Source organism: Allobaculum sp. Allo2 (assembly GCF_022701175.1).
GTDB lineage: Bacteria > Bacillota_I > Bacilli_A > Erysipelotrichales > Erysipelotrichaceae > Allobaculum > Allobaculum fili.
Genome location: NZ_CP078088.1, coordinates 1,753,976 through 1,779,706, shown reverse-complemented (window position 1 = coordinate 1,779,706; position 25,731 = coordinate 1,753,976). Strand labels below are relative to the sequence as shown.

31 protein-coding genes and 4 pseudogenes are annotated in these 25,731 nt (G+C 47.2%); 23 read left to right on the top strand and 12 right to left on the bottom strand.

What is annotated here, in order from left to right:
• Positions 1-4: 4 nt before the first annotated feature.
• The 9 genes from KWG61_RS09980 to KWG61_RS09945 all read left to right on the top strand — a co-directional run bounded on the left by KWG61_RS09980 (position 5) and on the right by KWG61_RS09945 (position 6,535).
• Entirely contained in the window at positions 5-1,090 is a 1,086-nt protein-coding gene (locus KWG61_RS09980) for an ATP-binding protein (protein ID WP_242743620.1), read from the top strand.
• A gap of 128 nt (positions 1,091-1,218) precedes the next feature.
• On the top strand, positions 1,219-1,827 hold the full coding sequence (locus KWG61_RS09975) for a hypothetical protein (RefSeq protein ID WP_242743619.1): 609 nt from the start codon (positions 1,219-1,221) through the stop codon (positions 1,825-1,827).
• Positions 1,812-2,930 (top strand): VWA-like domain-containing protein, encoded by a 1,119-nt coding sequence (locus KWG61_RS09970; protein ID WP_242743618.1) that lies wholly within the window; start codon positions 1,812-1,814, stop codon positions 2,928-2,930. The genes KWG61_RS09975 and KWG61_RS09970 overlap by 16 nt, the downstream gene beginning before the upstream one ends.
• Before the next feature lie 302 nt (positions 2,931-3,232).
• Complete coding sequence (locus KWG61_RS09965; RefSeq protein ID WP_230267976.1) at positions 3,233-3,751, top strand: TRAP transporter TatT component family protein; 519 nt, start codon at positions 3,233-3,235, stop codon at positions 3,749-3,751.
• Between the two features lie 175 nt (positions 3,752-3,926).
• Positions 3,927-4,136, top strand: a complete 210-nt coding sequence (locus tag KWG61_RS17510; RefSeq protein ID WP_367614189.1) for a DUF6353 family protein — start codon at positions 3,927-3,929, stop codon at positions 4,134-4,136.
• 68 nt (positions 4,137-4,204) lie between these two features.
• Positions 4,205-4,837, top strand: coding sequence for a hypothetical protein (locus KWG61_RS09960; RefSeq protein ID WP_230267974.1), 633 nt, complete (start codon positions 4,205-4,207; stop codon positions 4,835-4,837).
• A 22-nt stretch (positions 4,838-4,859) separates the two neighbouring features.
• Positions 4,860-5,378 (top strand): hypothetical protein, encoded by a 519-nt coding sequence (locus tag KWG61_RS09955; RefSeq protein ID WP_230267973.1) that lies wholly within the window; start codon positions 4,860-4,862, stop codon positions 5,376-5,378.
• Positions 5,379-5,710: 332 nt separating this feature from the next.
• Positions 5,711-6,040: a hypothetical protein gene (locus tag KWG61_RS09950; RefSeq protein ID WP_242743617.1), complete on the top strand. Its 330-nt coding sequence runs from the start codon at positions 5,711-5,713 to the stop codon at positions 6,038-6,040.
• Positions 6,041-6,220: 180 nt separating this feature from the next.
• Entirely contained in the window at positions 6,221-6,535 is a 315-nt protein-coding gene (locus KWG61_RS09945) for an SH3 domain-containing protein (RefSeq protein ID WP_242743616.1), read from the top strand.
• A gap of 216 nt (positions 6,536-6,751) precedes the next feature.
• On the opposite strand, the gene KWG61_RS09940 is transcribed toward KWG61_RS09945, so the two are convergent.
• Both KWG61_RS09940 and KWG61_RS09935 read right to left on the bottom strand, forming a co-directional pair.
• Positions 6,752-6,970, bottom strand: a complete 219-nt coding sequence (locus tag KWG61_RS09940) for a hypothetical protein (protein WP_242743615.1) — start codon at positions 6,968-6,970, stop codon at positions 6,752-6,754.
• Between the two features lie 99 nt (positions 6,971-7,069).
• Positions 7,070-7,708 carry a hypothetical protein gene (locus KWG61_RS09935; protein WP_230267970.1) on the bottom strand — a complete coding sequence of 213 codons (639 nt, stop codon included), beginning with the start codon at positions 7,706-7,708 and terminating at the stop codon, positions 7,070-7,072.
• A 551-nt stretch (positions 7,709-8,259) separates the two neighbouring features.
• Here KWG61_RS09935 and tnpB point away from each other — a divergent pair.
• On the top strand, positions 8,260-8,712 hold the full coding sequence (gene tnpB / locus KWG61_RS09930; protein WP_242743614.1) for an IS66 family insertion sequence element accessory protein TnpB: 453 nt from the start codon (positions 8,260-8,262) through the stop codon (positions 8,710-8,712).
• Positions 8,713-8,875: 163 nt separating this feature from the next.
• Here the strand turns inward: tnpB and KWG61_RS09925 are convergent, their stop codons facing one another.
• Entirely contained in the window at positions 8,876-9,256 is a 381-nt protein-coding gene (locus KWG61_RS09925; protein WP_242743613.1) for a hypothetical protein, read from the bottom strand.
• Between the two features lie 331 nt (positions 9,257-9,587).
• Here KWG61_RS09925 and KWG61_RS09920 point away from each other — a divergent pair, with 331 nt between their 5' ends.
• The 4 genes and pseudogenes from KWG61_RS09920 (at position 9,588) to KWG61_RS17500 (ending at position 10,698) form a co-directional block, all read left to right on the top strand.
• Positions 9,588-9,869: an HTH domain-containing protein gene (locus tag KWG61_RS09920; RefSeq protein ID WP_242743612.1), complete on the top strand. Its 282-nt coding sequence runs from the start codon at positions 9,588-9,590 to the stop codon at positions 9,867-9,869.
• Positions 9,757-10,362 (top strand): IS3 family transposase, encoded by a 606-nt coding sequence (locus tag KWG61_RS17505; protein WP_367614188.1) that lies wholly within the window; start codon positions 9,757-9,759, stop codon positions 10,360-10,362. The genes KWG61_RS09920 and KWG61_RS17505 overlap by 113 nt, the downstream gene beginning before the upstream one ends.
• A pseudogene (locus tag KWG61_RS09910) lies at positions 10,263-10,610 on the top strand (DDE-type integrase/transposase/recombinase); the annotation flags it as partial. The gene KWG61_RS17505 and the pseudogene KWG61_RS09910, both read left to right, overlap by 100 nt.
• Complete coding sequence (locus KWG61_RS17500; RefSeq protein WP_367614363.1) at positions 10,543-10,698, top strand: IS3 family transposase; 156 nt, start codon at positions 10,543-10,545, stop codon at positions 10,696-10,698. The pseudogene KWG61_RS09910 and the gene KWG61_RS17500, both read left to right, overlap by 68 nt.
• 636 nt (positions 10,699-11,334) lie before the next feature.
• Here the strand turns inward: KWG61_RS17500 and KWG61_RS09905 are convergent.
• The 4 genes from KWG61_RS09905 to KWG61_RS09890 form a co-directional block, all read right to left on the bottom strand.
• Positions 11,335-11,790, bottom strand: a complete 456-nt coding sequence (locus tag KWG61_RS09905) for a hypothetical protein (protein ID WP_242743610.1) — start codon at positions 11,788-11,790, stop codon at positions 11,335-11,337.
• A 5-nt stretch (positions 11,791-11,795) separates the two neighbouring features.
• Positions 11,796-12,533 carry an AAA family ATPase gene (locus tag KWG61_RS09900; RefSeq protein ID WP_242743609.1) on the bottom strand — a complete coding sequence of 246 codons (738 nt, stop codon included), beginning with the start codon at positions 12,531-12,533 and terminating at the stop codon, positions 11,796-11,798.
• Positions 12,534-12,925: 392 nt separating this feature from the next.
• A complete protein-coding gene (locus KWG61_RS09895) occupies positions 12,926-13,075 on the bottom strand; it encodes a hypothetical protein (protein ID WP_230267050.1) in 150 nt (49 codons plus the stop codon).
• A 224-nt stretch (positions 13,076-13,299) separates the two neighbouring features.
• Positions 13,300-13,536: an HD domain-containing protein gene (locus KWG61_RS09890; RefSeq protein ID WP_242743608.1), complete on the bottom strand. Its 237-nt coding sequence runs from the start codon at positions 13,534-13,536 to the stop codon at positions 13,300-13,302.
• 343 nt (positions 13,537-13,879) lie between these two features.
• Here KWG61_RS09890 and KWG61_RS09885 point away from each other — a divergent pair, with 343 nt between their 5' ends.
• Positions 13,880-14,329 carry a hypothetical protein gene (locus KWG61_RS09885; RefSeq protein ID WP_242743607.1) on the top strand — a complete coding sequence of 150 codons (450 nt, stop codon included), beginning with the start codon at positions 13,880-13,882 and terminating at the stop codon, positions 14,327-14,329.
• A 464-nt stretch (positions 14,330-14,793) separates the two neighbouring features.
• Entirely contained in the window at positions 14,794-15,162 is a 369-nt protein-coding gene (locus tag KWG61_RS09880) for a hypothetical protein (RefSeq protein WP_242743606.1), read from the top strand.
• A 217-nt stretch (positions 15,163-15,379) separates the two neighbouring features.
• Here KWG61_RS09880 and KWG61_RS09875 read toward each other — a convergent pair whose 3' ends face one another.
• From KWG61_RS09875 to KWG61_RS09865, 4 genes and pseudogenes are all read right to left on the bottom strand, one after another.
• Positions 15,380-16,147 carry a prolipoprotein diacylglyceryl transferase gene (locus KWG61_RS09875; RefSeq protein ID WP_230267046.1) on the bottom strand — a complete coding sequence of 256 codons (768 nt, stop codon included), beginning with the start codon at positions 16,145-16,147 and terminating at the stop codon, positions 15,380-15,382.
• Positions 16,148-16,355: 208 nt separating this feature from the next.
• The gene (locus KWG61_RS09870) at positions 16,356-16,967 is read right to left on the bottom strand and encodes a metallophosphoesterase (protein ID WP_242743605.1); all 612 of its coding nucleotides are present in this window, start codon (positions 16,965-16,967) and stop codon (positions 16,356-16,358) included.
• A gap of 400 nt (positions 16,968-17,367) precedes the next feature.
• Positions 17,368-17,493: pseudogene (locus tag KWG61_RS17495) on the bottom strand (choloylglycine hydrolase); the annotation flags it as partial.
• 125 nt (positions 17,494-17,618) lie between these two features.
• Positions 17,619-18,368: pseudogene (locus tag KWG61_RS09865) on the bottom strand (linear amide C-N hydrolase); the annotation flags it as partial.
• Positions 18,369-18,839: 471 nt separating this feature from the next.
• On the opposite strand from KWG61_RS09865, the pseudogene KWG61_RS16310 reads away from it, so the two are divergent.
• The 7 genes and pseudogenes from KWG61_RS16310 to KWG61_RS09835 all read left to right on the top strand — a co-directional run.
• Positions 18,840-19,550, top strand: a pseudogene (locus tag KWG61_RS16310) (glycoside hydrolase family 2 protein); the annotation flags it as partial.
• Positions 19,551-20,531, top strand: a complete 981-nt coding sequence (locus KWG61_RS16305; RefSeq protein ID WP_256460865.1) for a glycoside hydrolase family 2 TIM barrel-domain containing protein — start codon at positions 19,551-19,553, stop codon at positions 20,529-20,531.
• 59 nt (positions 20,532-20,590) lie between these two features.
• On the top strand, positions 20,591-22,015 hold the full coding sequence (locus KWG61_RS09855) for a hypothetical protein (protein ID WP_242743603.1): 1,425 nt from the start codon (positions 20,591-20,593) through the stop codon (positions 22,013-22,015).
• Positions 22,012-22,191 (top strand): hypothetical protein, encoded by a 180-nt coding sequence (locus tag KWG61_RS09850; protein WP_242743602.1) that lies wholly within the window; start codon positions 22,012-22,014, stop codon positions 22,189-22,191. Before KWG61_RS09855 ends, KWG61_RS09850 begins: the two co-directional genes overlap by 4 nt.
• 188 nt (positions 22,192-22,379) lie before the next feature.
• Positions 22,380-23,147 (top strand): hypothetical protein, encoded by a 768-nt coding sequence (locus KWG61_RS09845; RefSeq protein ID WP_242743601.1) that lies wholly within the window; start codon positions 22,380-22,382, stop codon positions 23,145-23,147.
• A 94-nt stretch (positions 23,148-23,241) separates the two neighbouring features.
• The gene (locus KWG61_RS09840) at positions 23,242-23,556 is read left to right on the top strand and encodes a hypothetical protein (protein WP_230267041.1); all 315 of its coding nucleotides are present in this window, start codon (positions 23,242-23,244) and stop codon (positions 23,554-23,556) included.
• A 491-nt stretch (positions 23,557-24,047) separates the two neighbouring features.
• Positions 24,048-24,578, top strand: a complete 531-nt coding sequence (locus KWG61_RS09835) for a hypothetical protein (RefSeq protein WP_230267040.1) — start codon at positions 24,048-24,050, stop codon at positions 24,576-24,578.
• Positions 24,579-25,421: 843 nt separating this feature from the next.
• On the opposite strand, the gene KWG61_RS09830 is transcribed toward KWG61_RS09835, so the two are convergent.
• Positions 25,422-25,655 carry a hypothetical protein gene (locus KWG61_RS09830; protein WP_230267039.1) on the bottom strand — a complete coding sequence of 78 codons (234 nt, stop codon included), beginning with the start codon at positions 25,653-25,655 and terminating at the stop codon, positions 25,422-25,424.
• Between the last annotated feature and the right edge of the window lie 76 nt (positions 25,656-25,731).

Genomic DNA, 25,731 nt, shown 5'->3' with positions numbered 1-25,731 from the left:
TGAAATGCCGGCAACGAAAGTGCCGATTCTGCGCGATCAGAACGAACAGGTAAACCAGACGGTGAACCAGAGTGAAGCACAACCTTATACGCAAAGAAATAGAAATGGAGAGGATCGACGCATGGCTGTAAAACTCGATAACAAATCCAGCGGAATGCCAGCGCTCTATACCGGCGAGCTGGTGGAGCGGCTGAGCGATCTTTACATTCGCGCAATTGAACTGGGAATGCCCCTGCATACCGTTCCAGCGGTCTTTCTCTGGGGAAAGCCGGGTATCGGTAAATCCGAGGGCGTAAGACAGGCAGCCCAGCGTGTGGAAAACCTGACCGGCAAGCGTGTTGTTGTTACGGATGTTCGTCTTCTTCTCTTTTCTCCAATCGATCTGCGCGGTATTCCAGTCGCCGATGCGGCCAGCGAAAGCGCCCTCTGGCTTAAGCCGAAAATCTTTGCGATGGATCCGTCGGAAGATGTCGTTAACATTTTGCTTCTCGATGAGCTCACCGCCGCTCCGCAGTCCATGCAGGCGGCAGCGTATCAGATGTGTCTGGACCGTAAAGTAGGGGAGCATCAGCTGCCCGACAACTGTCTGGTCATTGCAGCCGGCAACCGGACAACGGATCGCTCCGTCGCTTTTCAGATGCCAAAAGCGCTCTGCTCGCGTCTTCTCCATTTCCAGGTCGAACCAAGCGTACGCGACTGGAAGAAATGGGCAGAAGCCAATCAAATCGATTCCCGTATTATTGGCTTTCTGGAACAGGACCAGACTCGGCTTTGCGCTGATCCAGGCATTAATGACATCGCTTATCCATCCCCGCGTACCTGGACTTTTGTCAGCCAGCTGCTGTCTCTATATCCGTCCGAGCCGCCAAAGAAGATGGTGGCACTCATTGCTTCCGCAATTGGACTCGATACAGCTGTGGAATTCCTTTCGTATTGTGAGGGGCTTGGACTGAACATTTCTCTGGAGGCGATTTTAAAGGCGAATGCCGCACGTATCCCAAAACGTCCGGTCATCTTTTTCGCTCTGCCAGTCCCTGAAAAAGCAGCTGGAAAGCCGGAAAACATCGCTAAAAGTAACGCAGGCGGATAATCTGGCTGCGTATGTATCGCATTTTCCGCCTGATTTTGCCCAGTCCATGTTCAACGATCTGCTTCAGATTCATTCGACGAAAAAGCCGATGATCAGTTCCGCTTACTACAAGGAATGGAAAAAGAAGTATGGAAACAGCTGATCGCGAAGCCCTGAAAAAGCAGCGGATGCGCGTCTCGCGCCGTCTGACGCTGGCCAGGAGGTCTTTGTTAGGGAAAACTCCGTTTTATGGCCGACTGCTTCTGCGAACGCCTTTTGCCTTTGCTCCCTGCAAAACCGCTATGACCAACATGGAACAGATTCTCTTTGACCCGGAATTCGTCGATGAAATCGATGATGAACAGCTCGAATTCGTTTTGCTTCATGAAATTCTGCACTGTGCGCTCGGTCATCCGCTGCGGGCAGGAACGATGAATTTTGATCTGTTTCAAATTGCCTGCGATATCGTTGTGAACTCCGTAGCGCTTGAAGAGCTCCATCTCCACACCATTCTGTTCGAAAATCAGCCGGTGATGTGCATCGCGCCAGACGGTCTTCCTGGACGCGTCCATACCGCGGAAGAAGTGTATAAACAGCTGCTCGATCAGCTTCCAAAGGATTTCGATTCGCAAAGTTCTTCGGACAGCGGTTTGACTCCCGAAGACGAAGATTCACAAACTGAACAGAGGGGCGGGCAGGGAAGTCGGATAACGAAGAAAGCCAGAAGGGTACTTCCGACGAAATGGACCAGACGATAGACCGTAATAATCAGACGGAAGATGATCAAGCGGTCCAAAACGAATCCAGACCAGAGGAAAACAGCTCCTCAAAAGAGGAGTCAGAAGAAGACGAAGAAGATTCCTCTTCTGATCCAAAACAAAACGTATCCTCCAGCATTCTATCGGTTCGAAAACCGAATCTGGGCAACAGAAAAGAATCCAATCTTCAAAATTCAAATCCAGAGCTTTCGAATTCTTCGCGTAAATCCGAAATTCAGGAAGAGCTGGAAGAAGAGGAACCGTCTGCTCTGCAGCCATTTCAGCACAACACACCCGAAATCCCGTCTGAGGTTGAATCGACTACCAGAAAGCCCGTAATGCATCAGAACGACCCGTTCATGGAAGTATTCGATCATCCCGCAGTGGATTCTCATGATGCCTGGAAAGAAATTGAAGACTTCTCTTCACTCGAAATTCAGTGGTCAAAAGCTATTGAAGAAGAAGCGGAATGGGCCAGACAGACCGGCTCTCTGCCTGGAACCATGGAACGCTACATTAAAGCTCTGGAAGACGAAGGAAAGGTAGACTGGCTGACGATTCTCAGTCAGCTTTTCCATCACAATATTGCGGACTATTCCTTTTCCAGACCCGATCGGCGGATGAAGGGACCGGCGATTCTGCCCGGCTATTTAGACGATCTGAGCGGAAATGCGGTCGAAAACATCTGGGTTGTGGTCGATGTCAGCGGTTCCGTCTTCGAATGGGAACTGGAAGAATTCATTAATGAGATTCGATCCATGATCCAGCAGATTGACTCCGTCGAAGGGTACATTTCGTTTTTCGATATCTTTCTTTCACGCCCGATCCCGTTTTCGAAATACGAAGATATCGAATTTCTATCCGTCCGGGGCGGCGGGGGAACGAGCTTTGAGCCGATCTTTGATCGGATGAATGAACTGTTTGAGCAGCTTCCGGCAATGATTCTGATCTTTACGGACGGCTACGCACAGTTTCCTCCCGAAGAGATGGCTCAGGGCATCCCCGTAGTCTGGCTGATTACATCGCCAACGATCGAAGCACCCTGGGGCTATACGCTGCATCTGGATCTTCCGCAAACACAGGCGCTTCTGGATGCGCTTTAGATCAGCTCATTCGCGATTCACAGCGGGACGACAGCGTATGTCACTTTGTGAATCGCTTTTTAGTCTGTGATTTTATGAACAAATTCACTATTATATATATATATATATAATATGATTTAATATTATTCAATATATACAGTGAAGCTTGGCATTGGAGTACTGGCGGAAAAAGAGGGAAAAAGAGGCCGTATCAAACAGGGAAGAAAATGGGTAAGCTTTATTTGACGTCGATCAGACGTTTTTACCGGAATTTTGGACAGTATGATGGGTACATCCATAAACCCGAACTAAAGGAGGCTGCAATGAGTCAGGAGTATTTTGAGTATCTGGCTGGTTCAGTTCTGAATCGACAGCTTCCGGAACGTGTTTATTCCAGGCTGTTTCTTTATCTGAACGACAAAAAGTTCGATAAGTATCTGATCGACCGAGATCGAAACCGGGCTCAGGACGGGATCTATTTACGATATTTATTCAATGGAGATTTATCAGATTATCCCGATGAAGACTGCTCAATTCTGGAAATGCTCATTGGAGTCGCCAAAAGGACTGAAAATGTACTGTACGACTGGGAAGCTGGAGACCGGACACCGACGTGGTTCTGGATGATGCTCGATAATCTTGGACTTTCCAGTATGGATAATTCTGGATTCGATCCATGTATTGCGGATGAGAAGATTGAACGGATGATGAACCGTGCGTATGAACCTAATGGCGCAAACGGAGCACTGTTTGTGGTAAGCCATCCATCTGAAGACTTCAGAACAATGGAAATCTTCTTTCAGATGAATGCATTCGTCTGTGAAGTATCGGGCTACGAGTAAAGCAAGGCAGCTGGTCAAACATGCATAAGAGGATGAAACAGTCGTAAAGTCTATCCAATATTATGTTACAAGCCGTAAAAAGACGACTTTTTCCTGAAATCTGAACCTGAAAATAGCTTTATATAAAGGATATATCCGTAAGTTACATAATCCGGATTTTGACAAAGATCCATTCTTGGTTGAGCAATGGTTGAAGGTCAAAACATCGGTGCTGAACAACAAACTTCACCGAGACGGATTCCTATTCCTCAACACGGTATATCGAGAACTTGGCTTTGACGAAACGAAGGCCGGCCAGGTTGTTGGTTGGATCGACAATAAAAAGACGGAGGAAAAGACTGTTATGTCGATCTCCGACCAACGGAATTCGGAGATGGGTTCCTGATCGATCCGAATGTTGAGGGGAAATCATTGAAAACGTACGAATGCGAACAATTTAATATAAGGAGAGATATGAACAAAGTTACTTCATTTCTACTGGGTTTGCTGGCAGGAGGTACGATCAGCTATTGGCTGACAAATTACTTTATAAAAGATAAATATAGTAAGATTGGCAGTGAGCAGGTTAACGAGGTCATTCAGTATTACGAAGGTTCTAACGAACCGGAAGAAACGGAGATTACAACCGATCTGCAGGAGAATAGTCAGTCCGATGAGGTTGTGTCATTGGAACCGAACGAAACAAAAACAAAAGCTCAGGTCGTTGACTATTCAGCCAAGAGCAAACAAGTGACGGAGATGCCTAAAACACAACCTCCCGAAAACGACCAAAGCGTTCCACATCGGGTGGAGATCCGGGATATTATTGCGGATGACTATAGGGATGATGCGCCCATCTATGAGGAGATCAAGATCACCACCGATGAGGTCTTCATCGATGAGGATGATTTCATCATTGATAGGGACTTCGCGAATGAGTTGTTCGGAAAAGATAATCTGGATGCGTTCCTTCAGGACTGTATGGATGCTTCCATGTATATCCGGAATCCCGATCTTGGCCAAAACTTCGCCATCGGGAAGATTATGGAATCATATGATGAGTATGCTGACCATATTCCTGAGTCGAAGCGGTATCAGAATCAATAAATCCTGAGTTGAAGGAGGACTATTGAGTCAGGAGTATTTTCAGTATTTGGTTGGTTTAGTTCCGAATCGGTTGCATCTGGAACGGGACTATTCCAACCTATTCTTTTATTTACAGAACAAAAAGTTCGATAGATTTCCGATTGAACGAGATCGCAACCGCGCCCAAGATGGTATTTATTTACGATATTTATTTAATGGAGATTTATCGGACTATCCAGATGAGGACTGTTCTGTTCTGGAGCTGCTCATCGGAGTAGCACAGAAAACCGAAAGTCGATTGTATGACTGGGAGGCCGGAGACCAGACTCCAACTTGGTTCTGGATGATGCTTAACAACCTCGGTCTTGCCGATATGGACAACTCTGTTTTTAATCCGTTCGATGTGGATCAGAAAATCGAGCGAATGATGAACCGTGACTACGAACCCAACGGAGAGAACGGAGCCCTGTTTGTCGTGAACAATCCATACGAAGACTTCAGAAATCTGGAAATATGTTCGCAAATGAATGCGTTTGTTTGCGAAGTATTTGGTTATCAATAGGTAAAAGAGTTATCAGGATGGTATCGCTAAACAAATTCGGACATCTTTTATATCAACGGGACTGATAAACCAATCTTCATATTGTTGCTGCTAACGCATCTTCCTAAGGTCGATCAGCACTCAACCACCCTGCCAACACGGTTGACCGATCAGTTCTTGAAATCACCTGTGGCGAAGCACCATTCATTGTATCCCGATACAACGCGTCAACCGGACAGATCATTCCTGTTGAAGAACGAATCGGGATTCTTGATCGAAAGCTGCGGGTTGTTACGGAGAACACAGACAATGAAGAAGACTGGATCAAGTGGGCGACGCGTGCCTATGAAAGTGTGTACGGCTATGAGTACCAGGGCGACAATTTACTCATTGGCCGCATCAACCTGCTCATGACATTTGTTGATTACTACCAAAGCGTTTGGAACAAAGAAGCCGATAAAGATCTTCTTACTGCCATCACAAACATCATCACTTGGAATTTCTGGCAAATGGACGGATTGAACGGAACTGTCCCATTGGGTGTTCCGCAGCCAGTCTTTGAGCAGATGACCCTTTTCGATATTGAAGACAAACCAGAAGAAAAAGCTCCACTTTGTAAAGTACGAAAGTGGAGAGCGAAAAAACGATTCGATACAAAGAGATTGAAAGGAAAGAAGGAATAGATATGGCCAAAAAAAGTGGGACATCGTGCTGGGAAACCCTCCTTTTATACTTGACTGACAGCAATAAGGCAGCTGGCAAGGTTAAGTACAAAAGCCGGGCCTCCCCTGCCGGATCGAGAAAGATCGCAGAGAACCGGCAGGGGAGGCCCTACATCTGTTTCGTTCACAGAACACTTGAGGTTGGCGTATTTTGTCCTGCTGACCGGAGATGCCAGCTGCAACTTTTCAATTGATCAAACTGCAATTTTTCAGTTGACACCAGCAAGGGTTACTGTTGATGCAATCAAGATTAGAGAAGCACCTTCTGTTGCCGGCAAGGATACCGGGCTGACCTACAACAAAGGCATGAGTGTCAATTATGATGGCTATGTCATCCGTGAAGGTTATGTCTGGATCTCCTGGATCTCTGCAACAACTCACACCAGACGCTGGATGGCTTGCGGCAAAGCAAATTCTGCTGGAAGAAACTTTGAGCCCTGGGGAACATTTCACTAGACAATATGAAAGCCCATCAGGTATGGCAGGAATTGATCCTGTCTGCCTGATGGGCTTATTTTACTGTGAGCGCTCTAAGCGATGTCCAAATACATCAGGGCTCAATTGTTTGTAGGTATCTGCATTATTTAAGCTTTCGGAAAGATTTCACTATAATATCCGACAATATAGCCGCTGGTATAATGCACGCTAAGGAGCTGATCCAGTCATGGTGACTTAAAAATACAAAAGAGCTATCGCTACTCCGACAACTGCAGCAACAATCAAACACAACCCCCATTTGTTAGTTGATTTTACACATACAGATAAAGCTAACGTCAGGGCTGTTAAGATTATAGCGATCCCACTATTTGGAAATCCATTGGCAAGAAGCAGGAAACCAGTCGCTAAGATGAGTAGAGAGACAAAAGTTTGTTTAATCTTTTTGTTCGACATAATCGTTATGATGATGTTAATATACATCAAAACTATCGAATTCCCCAGTCTGCGAACCAAGATACGTCCATCCACCAGAAGAATTACGAACATAAGTACCTACCACACACTCACAATGATAACCGAACACTCACAATGATAACCGATGAATCCACCCGAAGATTTCTCCGTCATCTCATACCAATGTCGCGTTGTGACAATTTTCGTCTCTACAGGTGCAGCATTTGCTGCGAAGATCATAGAGGCTATGCCAGTGATTGTTGAACCAGGTAAACCTAGATATCCAAGCGTACCAGAAACCGCAGCTAGGATAGTTGAATATGTGTTGTTTTGCGGAGTGAGGTAATCGGTTGAAGAGACAGCCTTCATATACCTGTAGTTATACCCTGCTACCCGTCCATAGAAGCGTCCATCATTCGCTCTTAGCTCTCCTTTTACTGCTTGAAGGAGAAGTTCATAAGAACCAGTTTGGTTGAATGTCTGGGTTACTCCATCTTCTGTAATAGTCAGGAGTACATTATTGTTTTCGAATGTTTCACGATTGACGAAAATTGTATCTCCGTTGACATTAACTTCGATCGACTCGACGATGGAATTTTCTGTTAGTGAAACTGAATAGCTATCAGCTTTTTCTTCGGTGATAGAATAATCGTTTGCAGAAATCGGAATTCCTCCGATCACCCCAAGAATCAGCGACGAAGATAAAGCAGAGGAAAAAATCTTTCTTTTGAATTTCATACCTTTCTCCTTTCGATTCTATGAAGCAAGTACGCTAGCTGTTAACAATTTATCGCAATTTGCGTTCGGGTAATATTGAATTAGCTTTTGACCTCGCATATTTTTAACAGAACTATTATTGATTTGATAATAGCACAATATTGAGTGGCGGTGAATCGGATTTAGGTAATATTTAGAAAGTGTTTACTATTTGTTCTTTAATTACGCTCGGTCTTGATTTGTAAGCGTCAATTCATTGACATCTTAAATTAACAGGCCCTCCTTGAGAAACTATTGCCAAGGAGGGCCTGTTTTTATGACCAGATATACAACTTACCAGAAATGGAAACCATTGATTGATGAATTCAGAGAGTCTCACTGCGGCTCCGTTTTGAGCTTTTGCCAAATGAAGCAGATCAGCTACAACAGCTTTCGATCTGTTCTGCGCAGCGAGAAGTTTGGACTCATCAAGCCTCCGCCTGGTGCATCACCCCAGCCACATCTGAATCGGTCAGCACGTTCCGATCAGCACATCACGTTTTACAAAGTCGTCATCAGAAAGGACTAAAACCATGAATCTCTCATTTGATATATCCGGCATCTATATTGCCAAAGAGCCGATTGATTTTCGAAAAGGCATCAACACACTTTGTCAGTACGCAGCTGATCAGTTTGGCATTAATCCATGCGATCAGTCGCTGTACATCTTCACCAACCGTCATAAAGACCGGATCAAGTGCCTGTTTTACGACGGCACAGGATTCTGGATGTTCTCTAAAATCCTCAACGAAGGGCATTTTGACTGGCGTATGGAAGGAGATGGCATGGTTTCTGTTACAGAGCAGCAGCTGATGTGGCTGCTGAACGGGCTATGTGTCGACACAGGAACAGTATTTAAAAATCTTATCCTATATATATTTAAGCGTTTCACTGTTATTTATCAGTTTATAGCGCTTATTATAAAAGGTTATTCTCGGGCAGATCGTTGGATGAAGATATCGGTTTTTCCTATACTTAAAGCATGAATGTCCAACTCGATTCCCTGATTTATGCCGATGACCTTGATACCAGTGAGCTGAATCAGCTGCTCAACAGCCTGACAGAAGAAGAACTTCGGTCCAATACCGAAGATCTGATCTATCTGATCCGGCAAATTCTCAGCAAGAAACGCCGTCTTACCAACATGATTTACGACTCTTCGACTGAACAGATCCCCTCTTTGAGACAGAACCAACAGAGCAGGAAAAGCTGGAGAAGCAGGCTGCCGAAGAAGAAGCGGAGCAATACACTGTCATTCAGGAGCATATCCGCAAGAAGAGAAAAAGCAGACGGGAGTCGATTGATCAGCTCCCAGTCAGAGAAAAGGATGTTTATCCTGATGATCCCCGATTTCTGGAAATCAAAGACCAGTGCCGAGAACTTGCTCCGACAATCTGTGAAGAAATTGGATACCAGTGCGCAGAGATTTATAACAGCAGAACCATTATTCATCACTTCGCCTGGACAGACGAAAACGGTGATACTGTGATTTTCAGCGGGGATAATCCCAATCCTAAGCTGATCCCGCACAGCTACATTTCACCATCTCTTCTGGCTCATATTACCTGCATGAAAACCATTCTCGGTCTTCCGCTGTACAGGCTGGAGAAGAATTTTAATTACCAGGAGATTCCGTTTTCCAGGCAGAATCTGTATATACCCCTATAAACTGTACCCCAGAAAGTGGACAATTTTTTTAGAGTCAACCTATTCCAAGGACACCCGATTAGCAGCGACCCCAACTACTGGACGATCGTTTTGATCTGTTCCCTAATTGCGGACACTTTCTAATCGACGTTCTTTCGCTGATCACTTTCAGCCCGCATACTGTTCGTGACGGAAATCCCCAAAGGAGACCATTATGAACAGAAATCGCTTCAGCGAAGAACAGATGTCAGCTCTGGCAGCCAATCCATACACAAAGGCTGTCTTTCCAACCACGCTCAAATTCACTGACGAATTCAAGGCCGAGTTCCTTCGCCTTTACAACCAGGGCTGCCTTCCACGGGAGATCTTTGTGAAGCTCGGATATGATCCGGCAATCATCGGGGAGAGCAGAATGTCCAACACTGCCTATCTCATCTCCCAGAGCCAGAAAAAGACCGGTGATAATGGATCCGGAAAATGTCCTGACTGTGACTGAGCTGTGTGCAATGAACGGTGTCAGTCGTTCAGGTTACTACAGCTGGTGTGCTCAGACAGAAAGCCGTGAACAAAGAGAAGCCCGGGACAGAGCAGATTTCGAACTGATTCTGCAGGCTTTCCGGAAAGCGCGCGGCCATGCCGGTGCCAGACAGATCCAGATGATCCTTCTCCATCAAAGCCCCAGTATCAGGTTCAACATGAAAAAGATCCGGAGGCTCATGAGGAAGTTCAACCTGGAATGTCCGATACGTAAAGCGAATCCTTACCGCCGTATAGCGAAGGCGCTGCGTACGGACAATGTCAGTGAGAACCTTGTCCGTCGGGAATTCGAAGAGCACGGGCCCAGAACGATCCTGCTGACTGATATTACTTACATCCCTTACCAGGGAAGTTTGCCTATCTTTCAACGATTCTTGATGCCTGCACCAAACAGGTCCTGGCTTACAGAGTCAGCGACAATCTCAAGGTTGACTTTGTTCTGGAGACAGTAAAGCAGCTGGTGGAGAATCACGGAGACGAGCTGGAAACAGATGTGATTGTGCACTCAGATCAGGGGTGTTACTACACAAGTGTCGGGTTTCGGGAACTGCTCCGTCAGAAGAAACTGCGCCAGTCGATGTCACGCAGAGGAAACTGCTGGGACAACGCTCCTCAGGAAAGCTTCTTCGGCCATATGGAAGTGCCGGACTTTCCAGGAGATCTGTTCGCTGCTGGACGAGCAGATCCGCTACTACAATGAAGAGCGGTATCAGTGGGATCTGGCGAAGCTGTCACCAGATGAGTTCTACAAATACGTAACAACCGGCCGATATCCTCTTTCAGAATGAATGGGATTTAAGGGGGCGCAGAATTTTTCTTCCACTCGGTCCCTGCGGGACCGTCCTTGACAGCAGGGCCCTTGCCCCTGGACCCACAAAGCCGCCTTCAGCTGAATGGTTCACCATTCAGCTGAAGGCTCAGCAGTGTACCAGGGGCAACCCTCTGTAAAGGAGCGCTTCAGAAAAACTCTGAGCCCATCGCTTCATCGGATTTGTTCACAAATCCTGCTCAAACAACAGACAAACAGATAACAGGGATAACGTGTCCGAACAAAGGGTTCTCTCTAATTATCGTGTCCTTGACATGGGGTACACTTCATCTGCCATACCCATTACTGGGAGGGCAAAAACGTAAAGATTGTTCAGTATCTTATGGGTCATAAGAACGCTGCAACAACCCTAAACGTGTATTCCCATATTATGTTACAAGACGTAAAAGACGCCATTTTGTAGAAATCAATGGTTGAAAACGCTTTACATAAAGCAGATATAGACACGTAACATAATATAGATTATACGAAGTTGTTGATGTGTGATGTTACATCTCCTTATATACGACAATACCCGTCAGGATCCCCTTCTGACGGGTATTTCAGTATCTTTTCCATAGTAATTCGTAGATGGAGGCCCATCCCGTTTATAGATTCATTCCTTTTCCAGCAGAAACGACAGCAGTTCCTGAAACCGAATGCCTTCGGGCAGTTCTGCCTGCGGATCGAGTGTCATCATGACGCGATCGCAGTTGTCATCCAGGCTTTCGAGAGCTTTCAGCTTTTCTTCAAAGAGTTCGGTTTCATGAACCGATGCTAGCAGCTGCCAGCACGTTCTCATTCCATCTTTCTCAGTGACAAAGTCGATAATGGAATGTCGGTTCCTTCCGGTCATGACCGAATAGCCTCTTCGACGGAATTCGAGCCATACGATATTTTCCAGAACGCCCTGCGGTGAAACCTGTCCATCGCTGAGCAGACTGCTCAGCAGTCCAGTATCCGCAAAGTAATATTTTCTTTCCCGTTCGAAGATCTGATTGTTCAGTAGATTGCGGCATTTTACAACGTTGATCAAATAGGAATTTTGTAAGGCTTCCATATAGGCATTCACTGTGTTTACGGAAGCTTTTTGACTCTCGTTCTCAGCAGGTGACTTGTCCCCCGCCCTGAGATGTATTCTCCCGACTGGCTGGCCATATAGACGGTCAGCTGCTGCATGAGTTCTACATCCGCATAGCGCAGATTTTCGACTAAGGAATGCAGAAGAATGGAGTCATACAGATTTTCGAGAACATCCTGGCGCTCTTTTGCGGAAACAGAAAGCGCAAGCGGCAGTCCGCCCTGTTCCATATAGTCCAGAAACAGCTCGGACAGACTTTCCCTTCTTCCCTCGCAGTATTCCTTAAAGGAAAGCGGAAAGAGTTTAATCGTCTCGATCTGATCGCGCAGCGGTGAACCTTCCCTCTCCGGCAGCACATCAGCCTGTGAAGTCAGAACAAAGAGATCGAGATCTGACCAGTGGAGCAGTCCAGCCAGCGCATACTCCAGATCTTCTACAGCATCTGGTTCATTGATCAGAATTGCTGTCCGGCTCCAGGGCCGATACTCACCGATTTTATGGATTATATATTCATACAGGTCCAAAGCCGTTTTTGGCAGTGTATTGGCGGGTCCGGAATAGTCGAGTTCAATCCATCCATTCGGATAAATGGAATGGTCTTTACAGTAAGCCTGGTACTGTTGGATTACATATCTTTTTCCGACCGAACGAAGACCGCAGAGTTTACTGATCTTTCGACTCTGAGAAGCGTCCATCAGCCGTTTGAAAACCGCTTCGGTTCGATGATCTGGCATACTTTCAACCTCCTGAAGAATGTGAATCCCCTTTTGTTCAGGATACCATTGAATCCGCTTTCTCATACCCTTCTAAGGGAAAAGAAATGCAGAAAATCATAACGCGAGCAGCTTATACAAGATTCATTTTATTGAAATATAAAAACAACGAACGCAAAGATGGAACAGTTCGCCGGTTTCAGCATGATGAAAGTAAATGGTTTTTGGGGTACTTCGGTCGTTAAGGCTTCTTCCCTTTTCTGTACGGAGGAATTTTGGAGACTCTCTTTCTTTTTGTTTGACTATTAATAAATAAATTTCATTTTATCCTGGAATTATTTTCAACATTCAGTTAAATGAAAAAATGGCAGAACAAAAAGTCCTGCTCATTCCCTTGTTTACGCGCTCGCCAATTAGAAAAGCAGGACGACGATCAGCGTTCCAATCAGCAGGAACAGGCAGATCTTTTTCAGGGTTCGAATCGGATGAAAAATAAAGGAGAAAAGAAACAGAAACGCCAGAATGACGTACCAGAGCCAGATGAAGGACAAAAGTGTAAACATATGCGTACCTCTCTTTGCCTCGAACTATACGCTTTGATTCTGAATATCGAATTAGAATTTTCTAAATATCCAAAATGGATTCCGTAATCCGTACAGAGATCAGTATTCAAGAGGATCTGGATCGATTGACAGTTCCTGCATGACGTTTTGAAGTCTTACTACGCGTTCCGGCGGTATGACTCCGCCAGGATTGCTTGACCACCCGGCCAGACAGTCCGCATCTTTCAGAGCTTCAGCCAGAGGACTGTCGACATTGAGCTTATTGAGTGGACTTCAATCGCCGATGCGATTTCCTCGATTTCTTCCGGCGTAAACCGGTCCAGTCCTGCAAGCAGCTTTCGCGCAGCGGCAGCCCCAGAGCGAGCATGGGAACGGGATGGCTGATTCTCCAGAAATTTTCCAATATCGTGCAACACGGCCGCAATTTTCCCAGGCTCTGGATCCAGATTTCTCTTTTGCACAAAATAGACATATAGGCATCGACCATGGATGTGTGACTCAGCGCAAATGCGCGAAGAACCGGATTATAAATTTGGGCAAATGCCGCATACACTTCGTCCCGTACAAGCGGATATCGATCAAAGGTTCTGTATTTTTGGTTTGAATTCATTCTCATTTTTCCTGCCTTTGTCCTCATTCTAACGAGATTTCCACTCGATGGGCAGAGCGACGACAGAGTCTTATTTGTATACCTGCATCCATTTACCCCTGAATTTTGAGTACTTTTCACAACGTCTAAACTGACAGGTGCTCGAATATCCTGAATGTCAGAATACCCTGAACAATTTATAAGGAGCTCACCGTATGAACACTTCAAAATTTCAATGGCTTAATTTGTCCGACGAAGATCTGACAGACCCTTCCCTTTCCATGGAAGATCTTTTAGGTTTTTCCATACATCTTTATCATTATCCGAAAGAACTGCATCCGATTGAGACGATGTACGACTGCTGGGAGAACCTGAAGCATCGAGATAAAGAGACGTTTGGCTTGTTGGAGCGGATGCACGCTATACAGACTGGCTGGTACCTTGCCTACTCTTTTTACAGACTCAGCGATATTGATCATGCCAAAGAAGCCTGCCAGTATGCGTACAGCCTGACCGATACAGATCTGCTTGCCGGAGACCGAATCAGCTCACTGCTTCTTTCTGCAGTGATTTCCTCCTTTGTCAGGAAGCAGCCCAAACAGAAAAGAGTCTGGAGGAGGTCCGATACCTGCTTTCCCAGCGATCCGATAAAGTGGATGGTCTGAATTTCGAATACGAGGTCGTCGCTATGCGTTTTGCGCTCAGTCAAAATGATCTTCCAGCGGCTCAGAAACATGAAAAAATGCGCTTAGCATTGATGATCCAAAACTGTTTCCGTCTTACCAGGATGCTTCTGAATCTTTTGTGCCCGGCTGGCGGATTTCCAATCTCGACTGCGGCGAATTGCGATACGCGACGAGCCTGCTTGCCTTTAAACAGGGTGAACTGGATAAAGCGCTTGGCGAATCTTCCAGGCATTCGATGCCTGTCCAAACGCTCTAGAATACTGTTTTTCCTTCCTATAAATATTGCTCATCAGAAAGCCGTTCAATCGTTCCGGGAAAGCTATTCCATTCGACTTAAGCATTACGGTTCGAGGTATCTGCTGACCTGCAGCTCTTACCAGAACTTAATCAAAGCCGGACTTGCGTCGATTTCTTCAAAGAACAGGACGCTGGATGATGAAGAAGTGATCGCCTACAAAACGATGTATGCAGAGCTTTTGACGAACCTCCACGCGATGGAAGGTGATCAGGCTCGCTTTCGGGAAAATCTGGCGCGGCTGGACTACTCGAACTTTCTGACCTCGATTCACGAAGAAGACGAGGCTCTGGTTCTTCTTGAGGAATTGCTGAAATGCTTTGAAGATACCCAAAACTGGTACTATGTCGTCATTGTTTACAAAAACCGCGCTCTTCTTCCTGGTCGGACGATCCAGGAGGTACAAGAGGACATTGAACAGGCTTTGGATCTGATCGAAACCCGATGCAAAGGATCTCACTCCCTGAAGCAGACGCTTCTGGATCTCTCCAGTACCTATATGAAAATGCCTGAGTAATTCAATTTGCGGTTGGAAGTTCCTTTCCATTTTGCTTATACGCAGAGCCTTTCTCTTTCGCCGGCAGATTGGTGTCCAGGAATTCCCTCTTTTTCAAAGAACCTGACTCCCCTTCTGGCATTAAAAAGCTTCCTGTATTGAGAATAGACAGCGGATCTGTCTGGTTCTTCAATCAGGAAGCTTTTCATATGCCTGTTTCTCTTTTCTTAAAATCTGTCTATTTCTGGTCTTTGTTTTTAAGCCGGGAGCGTCCCGCTAAGAGCACAGCCAGCGCAAAGGCGAAGACAAAGAGCGAAATATACTGTGATGTGGAAAGACCGTTTACGACACCGCGAACCATATCGCCGCGGACGAATTCAATCGCAAGACGTCCGGCGGAGTAAGCGATCAGATAGGCTGCACCGACTTCTCCGTTGAACTTTTTCTTCTTCGAAAACCATTCGAGAAAGAGATAAAGTCCAAAGTCGAACACGGACATGACAATCTGTGACGGAAAAAGCGGAACGCCCGCCGGTGCTTCGGATCCTTCCGGGAACACGATGCCAAAACCGTTTGTCATTTCAATGCCATAGCAGCAGCCGGCAAGCAGACAGCCAATACGGCCAAAGGCCTGAGCTAAAGCGACTTCCGGAATGATCAGGTCAAACCATTCCCAGAAATTCATGGCATGCAGCTTGCAGTAGTACCAGCCGCTGATAAGACCGCCGATAATGCCGCCGTAAACGACCCAGCCGGAACCCAGATCGGTAAAAATCGTTGGGTCTGTAGCCATATCGGGAATACGGGTAATCCAGTAAAGGACTTTGGCGCCGAGCGCACCGCCAGCCAGTACCGTAAAGACCAGCCATTCCAGCCGCCTGGGATCATACCCTTTCGCTTTGACTTTCTTTTCAGCCAGTGAATAGGCGACCAGAATGCCGATCGCAATCATCAGTCCATAGGAATAGACGTGAAGAGAGCCAATCGAGAAAAGAATCGGATACATAAATTCCTCCTTCTTGTTTCGTTCTGTATTGCTAGTTCAAATCTTTGTCCGTTCTGAACCGTTCCCTGCTCGAAGAGAAGAAATGAAAAGACGGTCAGAACCGACACGTGCTCTATTGTATCGGGCCTGGATCAGGAAGAGCAATGAATGGGTCCGGATTGTCGAATCGTCTAAATCCATACCGTATTTGAAACCCATTCCGATACGATTATTTCTTTTCCGGCGCTCTTCTCAGCGTAATCAAAAGCAGCTGCGGACGATTATACAGACGCGGGATAATCATCTGATCGCCCAGTCCCCGGCTTTCGATCATTTTCATGCCATCGGGCTGTTCGAATAAGCCGCTGTCGTATTTGGGAAAGAAGCGGGAGCCGTTTCCATCGTTTGGCTGCAGAAACCCTTTTCCAAACAGTCGGATATGTCCGCCATGGATATGTCCGCTGAAAACCAGATCGGCCTGCGTCTTCTCCAGATAATCAAACAGATCTGCACGATGAAATAACAGAAGACGACAGGCTTTCTTTTCAGGAAGCTTTCCGATGTCTTCATTCAACTGTTCAAGACGCCGATCAAAAGACCAGCGGTAATGAAAATCGGGATCCTGAATGCCCGCGATTTCCAGCGGCTGTCCTTCTTTATACAGAGTCATCACATCGTGATCGAGCAGCGTTATGCCAAGCTGATCCAGATTGGCGGCCCGTTTTTTCCATTGGCCGCTGTAATATTCGTGATTGCCGCTGACCATATAGACCGGGGCGATTTTTGAAAGGCTGGAAAGAACTTTATTGGTCGTATCCGCATGCTGGACACCATCATACACATCCCCGTCGCAAAAATGAGTTCGGGATGATCGTTCTCAATCGCTTCCATCATGCTTTTGGGATTGTTTCCGTGCAGATCCGAAACATGAGCGATTTTCACGCCGTCCCAGGCTTCTGGCAGATCGGAAAGTTCGATCGTCATCCCACTCACTTCCAGGTCGTTTCGAAACGCCCCGCTCGAAAACAGAATTCCAATCAGAATCGCCAGTGCACATAAAAAAATCAGAAAAATTCGCAATCCATTCGAAAAATTCATGGTATCAGTATACCAATTTCTCCGATTCGAATCGTTTATGGACCGTCCTTCGCAGGCAGATAAAAAGCCGCCTGTGCATGTGCGCACGGACGGCTTATTCGGCATATTGGGTATACGCAATTCTGTAGAGTTTGCGAATCTGCTTATTTAGCGTTCTGTACCGGGATGTTCAGATCACGAACCACTGGATAAACGATCAGCTTATCGCCTTCGAGATCTTCGTTATGCATATCGACGGCAGTAATGTTCTGGTTCCAGTAGGTCGTATAATAGAAACGGCCAGTTTCGAGGTTTGCGCCGCAGGTATAAAGGGTAACTTCGTATTCACCCTTTTAACCTGATCGCAGCCACTGGTCTGATACACGCTGTAAAGGATATGGAAGAATTCCTGGATATTGGCTTCTTCGGTATTCTTTTCGATATTCGAATTCAGACGTGTAAAGGCAACGCGGACAAAACGGGAAATGGAATCCAGACCGCCAGGCAGTCCAGCCGATCCCATGCCGGCACCGAGTTTAACGAAATCCGGGAAATTCGGAGAGAAACGAGTGGAATCGAATCCGCGGATGGCGTTGGATACGTTGCAGTAGTAAAGCAGATTTTTCTTGTGGAACGGGAATTCCGGTTCGTTGGTCAGAACGTTATACGGGTTGTCGTAAACTTTCAGACCGCGTTCTTTGGTCTGTTCGACAACGATCGTCCGTTTGGCATCGGAAATGATCCAGTGCAGCGGGCTTGGCGGGAATTTTTCCGAGAAACCGGTATTGCAGATGTTGATTTTCTTGAATTCTTCTTCGGCTTCATCGACGCTGGAGCATTTGCCCAGGATATAAGGGATCAGCTCGAACGAAGCGATGTTCAGCTTGTCTTCCATGACTGGGAAATAATGGCAGCTGGTCCAGAAAGCCAGACCGGCCATGCCCAGTCCTTTATCGTTGATTCCCTCGAAGTACAGAGGGTAGTTATCAATCGGCATAGCCATACCGATAATAGCGTTATGGCTTTCCATGGCGTCGGTGTGACGGAATTTAAAGGGGACGTTGTGCGGTGTGATGACGACATCGACTGGATAATCGATTTCCAGATCCAGGTTGCGTCCGAAGTAGTGGCTGTTTCCATTGGAATAGGAAAGACCTGTACACATTAAGCGAGTACCTCCTGATCATACGTATCTTTTTGCTTTGTACGATCTTTAATTACAGTCTTCATTATAAAGTTCCGCTTTTCGGATGATCCCTCCAATGACCGAAATACAGCGGCCTCTTCCCTTTCTCTGTTTTGTCTGCAATCTGAGTATTGTTGAATCTTCCAAAGCGTCTGGAATCGCTTTCAGGTCGTCTATACTGAAAACAGACAGACCGATCCGACAATATTCGGGCAATTTTCGCGATCAGCCTGGAGAAGAAAGAGAGAAAAGTATGAAAAGTATTCAGAAGGTATGGATGTATCTCCTTTCTGTCCTTACGTTTCTGAGCCTTATGGCGCCTCCTGCCCTGCTGCAGGCAAAAGAAGCCATTGATCCCCGGCCCAGACCAGCGTACGCAAAGAGGAAAACTTCAACCGCGGCTGGAAGTTTGTCCGCAGAGATGAACCGCAGGCGTACCAGAGCGATTTTAACGACGCGAACTGGTATAACGTCAGCCTGCCGCACGATTTCAGCATTCCCTATTTCATGGAACAGAAGTTTTACACTGGCATCGGCTGGTATCGAAAGACATTCGAAGTCAGTGCCGAATCGCTTCAGAACAAAATCAAGATCGATTTTGACGGTGTCTTCCACACCATCGATCTGTACGTCAACGGCGATAAAGTCGGCAGTCATCAAGGCGGCTATACCGGCTTTGAATTCGACTTGAGCGAGTATCTGCACGAAGGAACGAACGTCCTCGCCGCAAAAGTTGACAACACCTGGAATCCGCAGCTTGCTCCGCGTGCTGGCGACCATAATTTCACCGGCGGTATTTACCGCGATGTAAAGCTGATTTATGAAAACCCGGTTCATGTCGCCTGGTACGGTACGTTTGTACAGACGCCAAACGTATCCAGATCGTCTTCCGATCTGCGCATGCAGGCGGAGGTAGAAAACCAGAACGAAACGGCTGCCGAGGTTCGTGTACGCCATACACTGCTGGACGCCAACGGCCAAGCCGTCGCTCAGTTTTCTTCCAGCCCCAAAACGATTGAAGCTGGACAGAGCGCCATCTTTGATGACACGTATACTGGAATTTCCAAGCCTCATCTGTGGAGCATGGCCGATCCCTACCTTTATACGGTCGTTACCCAAGTCTACAGTGCAGACTCGCTGGTCGACTCCGTTCAGACGAGCATGGGCTTTCGCTGGTGCGAATGGACAGCCAATCAGGGCTTTTTCCTGAATGGCGAACACGTCTGGCTCAACGGCGTAAACGCCCATCAGGATCACGCCGGCTGGTGCAATGCCGTCAGCGATTCGGCTCTGGTTCGTGACGTTCAAATGGTCAAGGACGGCGGATTCAACTTTATCCGCGGCAGTCATTATCCGCATTCTCCTATCTATACGCAGGCGTGCGATGAACTCGGAATTGCCTACTGGTCCGAAGCTGCCTTCTGGTTTATCGGCGGCGCCGGCGGCGAAGGAAATCTGGAAAATCCAGGTTCGTCCGATTATACCGCCAACGGCTACCCGACACATGTAAAAGATCAGGCAGCGTTTGAAGACTCCTGCATGCAGATGCTGGAAGAAATGATTCGCATTCACCGCAATCATCCGTCCATCATGGTCTGGAGCATGGGAAACGAAACGTTCTTTCAGAGTGTAAACGATGACTCCGGCGCCAGCACGAATGATAAAAAGCGCGCCCTGATTACCCGCATGGCCAAAAAGTGCAAAGAGCTCGATCCGACCCGTGCAGTTGGCCTTGGCGGCACGCAGCGCGACGGCTATGACAAAATTGAAGGCGTTGAAGTCGCCGGCTATAACGGCGACGGCGCTTCGATTGGCGCCTGTCAGAATCCAGGCGTACCGAACATGGTTACGGAATACGGCTCGCATACCGCTAACCGCTCTCAGGGCGACACCTATGCACCGCATTACGATCATGTACAAAGCCAGAACGATCGCCCGATCGAATACGCCTGGCGAAGCGGCGTTTCCCTCTGGTGCATGTTCCATCATGGAACGGTCGCTGCGAGAAGCTATGGCGATATGGGCATCGTCGACTACTATCGACTGCCTTTAAAAGAATGGTACTGGTATCGCCATGAATTCCATCCGGATCATCCTGAGCCCGAATTCTCGAAGTCCGGACCCCGACAAAAATCGAACTGACCGCCTCCGACACCGTTCTTCGCGATGACGGCACGCAGGATACCCATCTCATCGCGACTTTGAAAGACGATGAAGGAAACTGGATCGGCGTAAAGCGCAAGATCACGCTGAAAGTCGTAGCAGGCCCGGGTATTTTCCCGACCGGCAAAACCTTTGTTCTCGATCCGGATTCGGAAAACAAATCCATGCTTGATGGAAAAGGCGCCATTGAATTCCGCTCCTACTACGCCGGCATCACCCGCATCGTCGCCGAAAGCGAAGGTCTCAAATCGGCGGCAATCACCCTGAGGACCACGGGCGACTCCACAGGAGAAAGCGAGGCGGATATTTCCACACTGTACGGTTCCTTCATGAACAATGACGGCATTATTCTGACCGATATTGAAGAGGCATCTGCCTACGAACTGCGCGATCTCAACGGCGTTCCCTGCGAAGCGTCTTCCAACGAAGCCGATCGTCAGAACGTTCTCGATCAGGATCCAAAACGTCATGGAGAGCTTCCACAGCCGGGCCTGGCCAGTACGTCAACGCGACCATGGAACATGGAGAAGTCATTCTCTATAAAGCAGCCGTACTCTTTGACGGCAAAAGCTGCCCTATACGCTGCAGGGAAAACCGCAGATGCAGTCAGCGAAGACGACTGGGAAACGCTTGTTTCCTACGATGCCTCCACCATTGAGACAGCCCCGGATGAAATCACATTCCTGAAAACCAGACCGTATCGAAACATCCGCGTTCTGTTTGATTCCATTCCAGAAGACGAATACGCCTCGTTCTCCGAACTGAAGCTGTATTCGCTCAAGTCGGTCAATGAACCGATCAAAACCGGATATCAGTACCTGTGCGATCTGGACGATTTGCCCGAAACCATCATTAAAAATCGCACAGCAGACGGTCAGCCGCTCAAGCACGGAAACACCCGCTATTCCAACGGCGTTTCCCTGCCGGCCCAGACGGAACTGACTGTAAATAACTTCACCAGAGAAGACGGCGGCTATGGCGCTTTCGAAGCTGAAGCCTTCAACCCCTCTTCCCAGACGGTCCTTCTGCGCCTGATCGCGAAAAATCAGACGATTTATGAAAAGACGTTTGAACCGGGCGAATCAGCCGCTATCCGTGTTTCTGTTTATCGGTGCCCCGATGTGAAGCTGGAAACCGAAGGGCACGGTTCGATTTCCTTAGGCAATGCCCGTCTTTCCGGCGTACGACGCAAGCTGACACAGGATGGTAAAACTGACCTGAGTGCCCAGTTTATGGCCGCTTATGAATCGCTTGTACCAGGCACTGTGTATGAAGGTGAGCTGGATCTGACGTCCAAAACGGCTCAGAATCTGATGATCACCACATCTCTGATTGCCCCCGACAATACTCTTGTCGATGTCCAGAGCAAACCGCTCACGCTCAAAGCCAAAGAAAAGTCTCCCTTCCCGTGTCCATGTCGATTCCAGAAGATCTCAAAGACGGCAGCGTTTTACGGCTTATGATCTGGAACACGGATACCCTTGCTTGTGGGGGCGACTGCGTCTTTACGACTACGCTCAAAGACGATCAGGGACAGGATGCCGAAGCCGGCAAATATCCACAGCGCAAAACCGCCCTGGAACGTCCAGCGCAAACGGTCGTTGTTCCTGGCGATGAAATGGAGAAAACCGGAACCTGAGGCCGCTGGCCGGCTTCTGGCACGCAGGCAGGAACGCTTTCCGGCTACGAAACGTATGTCGAATCGAATAACTGGCAGAACACTTCCCTCTCCTATACCTTCACAGGAAGCCGCTTTACTCTCTATGCGAAAAAGACGGCAGCCAGAGCGGCTGTGAAGTCTTCGTAGACGATCAGTCGCTTGGAACAGTGAGCACAAAGCGAAACGACGGACAAAATACGTATGAAGCGGTTTTCTCCCATTCATTAGAAGAAGAAGCCGAACATACCGTAAGACTTGTCCCTACCGGCAAATTTGGCTTTGACGCCCTTGAAATTCGTCAAAGCGGCCTCGTTCCCAAACCGGAATATGTGGAAGGTACGCCCGATACGACCCTGTATGGCTCTTCCGATCAGATTCAAAAGAGCAGCGGATGGGGGCAGTGGAAAGATGAAGCGGCCGGCGATTACGAAACGTACAATAACAGCGCCAATGCGACGCTGAGCTACGCCTTTACCGGTACCGGCATTTCCATGATGACCAAGTTTGACGGCGGCAAAACCGGTGCCCATATTTACATCGATGACAAGGACTATGGCGTTGTAAACTGCACAGACAGTACAGATGCCTATCGCAAAGGAATCGATATTCAGTCTCTGCCTTTGGGAACTCACACGGTCCGTCTGGTTACCACCGGCAAATTCGGTTTCAAAACGATTACCACAACGTATGGAACGCTTGAAGATCGCAGCGCGCTTTCCAAAGCCGTTGAAGCTGCGAAAAACCTCAAGGAAAGCGATTATGTAAGCGGCTGGAATTCCCTGCAGGAAGCCCTGAGTGAAGCCGACTTCGCGCTGCGCTCTTACAGCTTCTCTCAGTCAGAAATTGATGAACTGACCGATACGCTCAATGCGGCTATTGAGGCTTTGCGCAGACCGTCTTCCCTTTTGGATCGGATCTTGGAAACAGTGTCGTAAAGGCAATTACCGTTTTGCGCACCAAAGACTACGATCCAGATTCGACGCATAAAGCGCAGTTTACCCAGGCTTTAATGAAGCCGTTGCGGGTCTGTTGGAAGACAATGCCACCCAGGCCAAGACTTTAAATTCAGCCCTTCTTGCCGGTATTGCGGCTATTCAGTATCCCAAAATCGACTTTGTTCTGGACGCCCTGGAAATGACTGTTACTAAAGCAGAAAGCCTGCTTGAGAACCGTACGGAATTCCCAGAGTCTTCGATGGATAAACTGGAAGAGGAACTCTCTAAGGCCAGATCCATTCTTTCTGCACCGCAAAGTCAGATCCAGATCGATGAACAGGCCCAACACATGAACCGCCTGCTGCTGAGTCTGCGCAAAGTCCCGAATTCGAATAATTCTTTGTTCTAGTCTCTCTTGCAACGTTCGCTCAGGATTCAAAACAGCCGTTTCCGATTCTGATCGGTTTTTGAACGGCTTGAGCAGATGGTTTAAAACTTCTGTCTGAACGCGGGTGGACTAAGCCATCCAGAATATGGATTTACCCAGTATTTCTAAGAGTAACGCCGCAGAACAAACGGAATTCCGTTTGTCTGCGGCGTTCTTTCGTGACAAGCGAACAGGGGATCCCCTTCCTCCAGGCGGGTTACGAGGGCGTCATCCAATGGATTTGCGCAGATTTCGATCATGAATGGAAAGAGAAGCAGTCATCCTGATTCGCCGGAACGCCTGTAGACCTTCCATTCGTCTGTACAAAATTGCCCTGTTTTGTGTACATTCCGGCACGGATCGAAAGACCTCCAATCCTCCATATATAATTCGACATGTCTGCTACCCGATTTTTGAAGACGCAAGTCCTTTCAGACATCGCAGGCTGATCGAGATCAAAGGAGAATGGAACAATGAAAACAATTCCGAAAAGTGCTTTACGATTTATGCGGCTGCAGCAAGTCGGTTATGAACATGCACAGGCCGCATTTGAAGAAGATTTTGAAATTGAGGTTCTCACAGGCCGGATTGCCTGTCAGTACAAAAAGCCGTATGACAGCGATCTTCCCAGCGATGAGCGGGCGATTTATTACATTCGACTTCCTTTTGATTCTTCCAAAGTGATTGTTTCCCGCCATCCCGGAATTGTGGAATGGTTTCGAAAGTACAAAGGCATTGTGGATGCCCCGATTGTAGCCACAGCAAGACCAAAAGATGTAAAAGGAAAAATTGTGTATACCTCAGGAATCAATGTCGGTCTGCTCAAATACGCACAGGGCGCCTATATTGTCCGGATTCATCGAATGGCGGATATTGACTTTGATACTATCACCGCTGAGGAAATTGAAGAACTTGGACCGCAGCTCGTGTTTGTACGGGCCGCTGAGACAGAAATTTCAATTGACGCGGATATTTCCACTGCTCCAGAGCTGCCGGCTTTATAAATCGATTCGGATACGCCAAAAGCTGAAAAGCGAATCAGCCCATTCACTCTTTTCAGCTTTTTGTCTGTTAAACTATGGATTTGAAAGCCCGTTCTGCCGAACTCCTTACCGTCTGTATCTCAGAAAGAATAGAGTTTTCAGGGCCTTACCAGTTTTTTATAGAAAGTAAAGGCTGGTCCAGGTTCAGAACGCGGATCGTTTATCAAATGAAAAGTATCCTGACCTGTTCAAGATGTTAACGCACCTCGAAGTTCGTCAAGTAAGGGAAATTGCTGAAACTGATCAGGATTTATACGAGGAGTCCATATGAGTCAAAAGAAAAAGTCTTCCGCAAAGTCTTCCAAAAGAAAAAGAAAAGTGCGAAATTACCCTCCTGGAGCTCTATCGTTCCAAAAATTCGGGATGAGAATCCATCCGTTATCGCTTATGCTGACCGCCTTGGTCTTGCGGATGTAATGAAAGATTACACATGTGATCAAAATGGATATGCGCATTTTGGCGAAATTCATCTGGACAGTTTTGTTCTGAAAAGGAGAAACTGGCAGTCGGAATCCTCATATTTGCGCTTTATGCGTCTGATCTTAAATTTGAATCTGCTTATGAAACATATGCCATCGGTCAATGGACAGTCCATTCTCGTATGGGGACCAGAGGCGCTGCTTTATGCCGGGGCTGCTGTGAAGAGATTTCCTCAATCGCCCATTTATGTACTCGATACTTCCTCATCGGCTATCCCTTTTGAACGGCTTGTTTCCAGGGAAAAATCCTTTCGAAAGATTACGATGATAAGTGAAGGAGAATGCGATCTGATGCAGTTTGATTGTGTCCTAGGCGTAAATCTTTTTAATGAATGGCTTTACGATCGTAAAGTTCAGGATTTTCTTCCTGTTCTCGATCGGGTACGAAGCTATATAAAGGAAATAAAGCCTCGACTGCAATGGCTTGGAAAACGCGTTTCGAAGGGCGGCTGTTACGTGAATCTGCAGGACGATGCGGGATCAATGGCCTATTTAACATTTCGAAGATATCAGCTTGAATATTTTGAGCTCGGCCAGGGATCGCTGCTTTATCAGACAAGTGATAAAGACCAGAAGATGGATCCGTGGTGTAAAAAATTCACTGTGCTTGATGTATCTCTTAAAATCGATGAGCA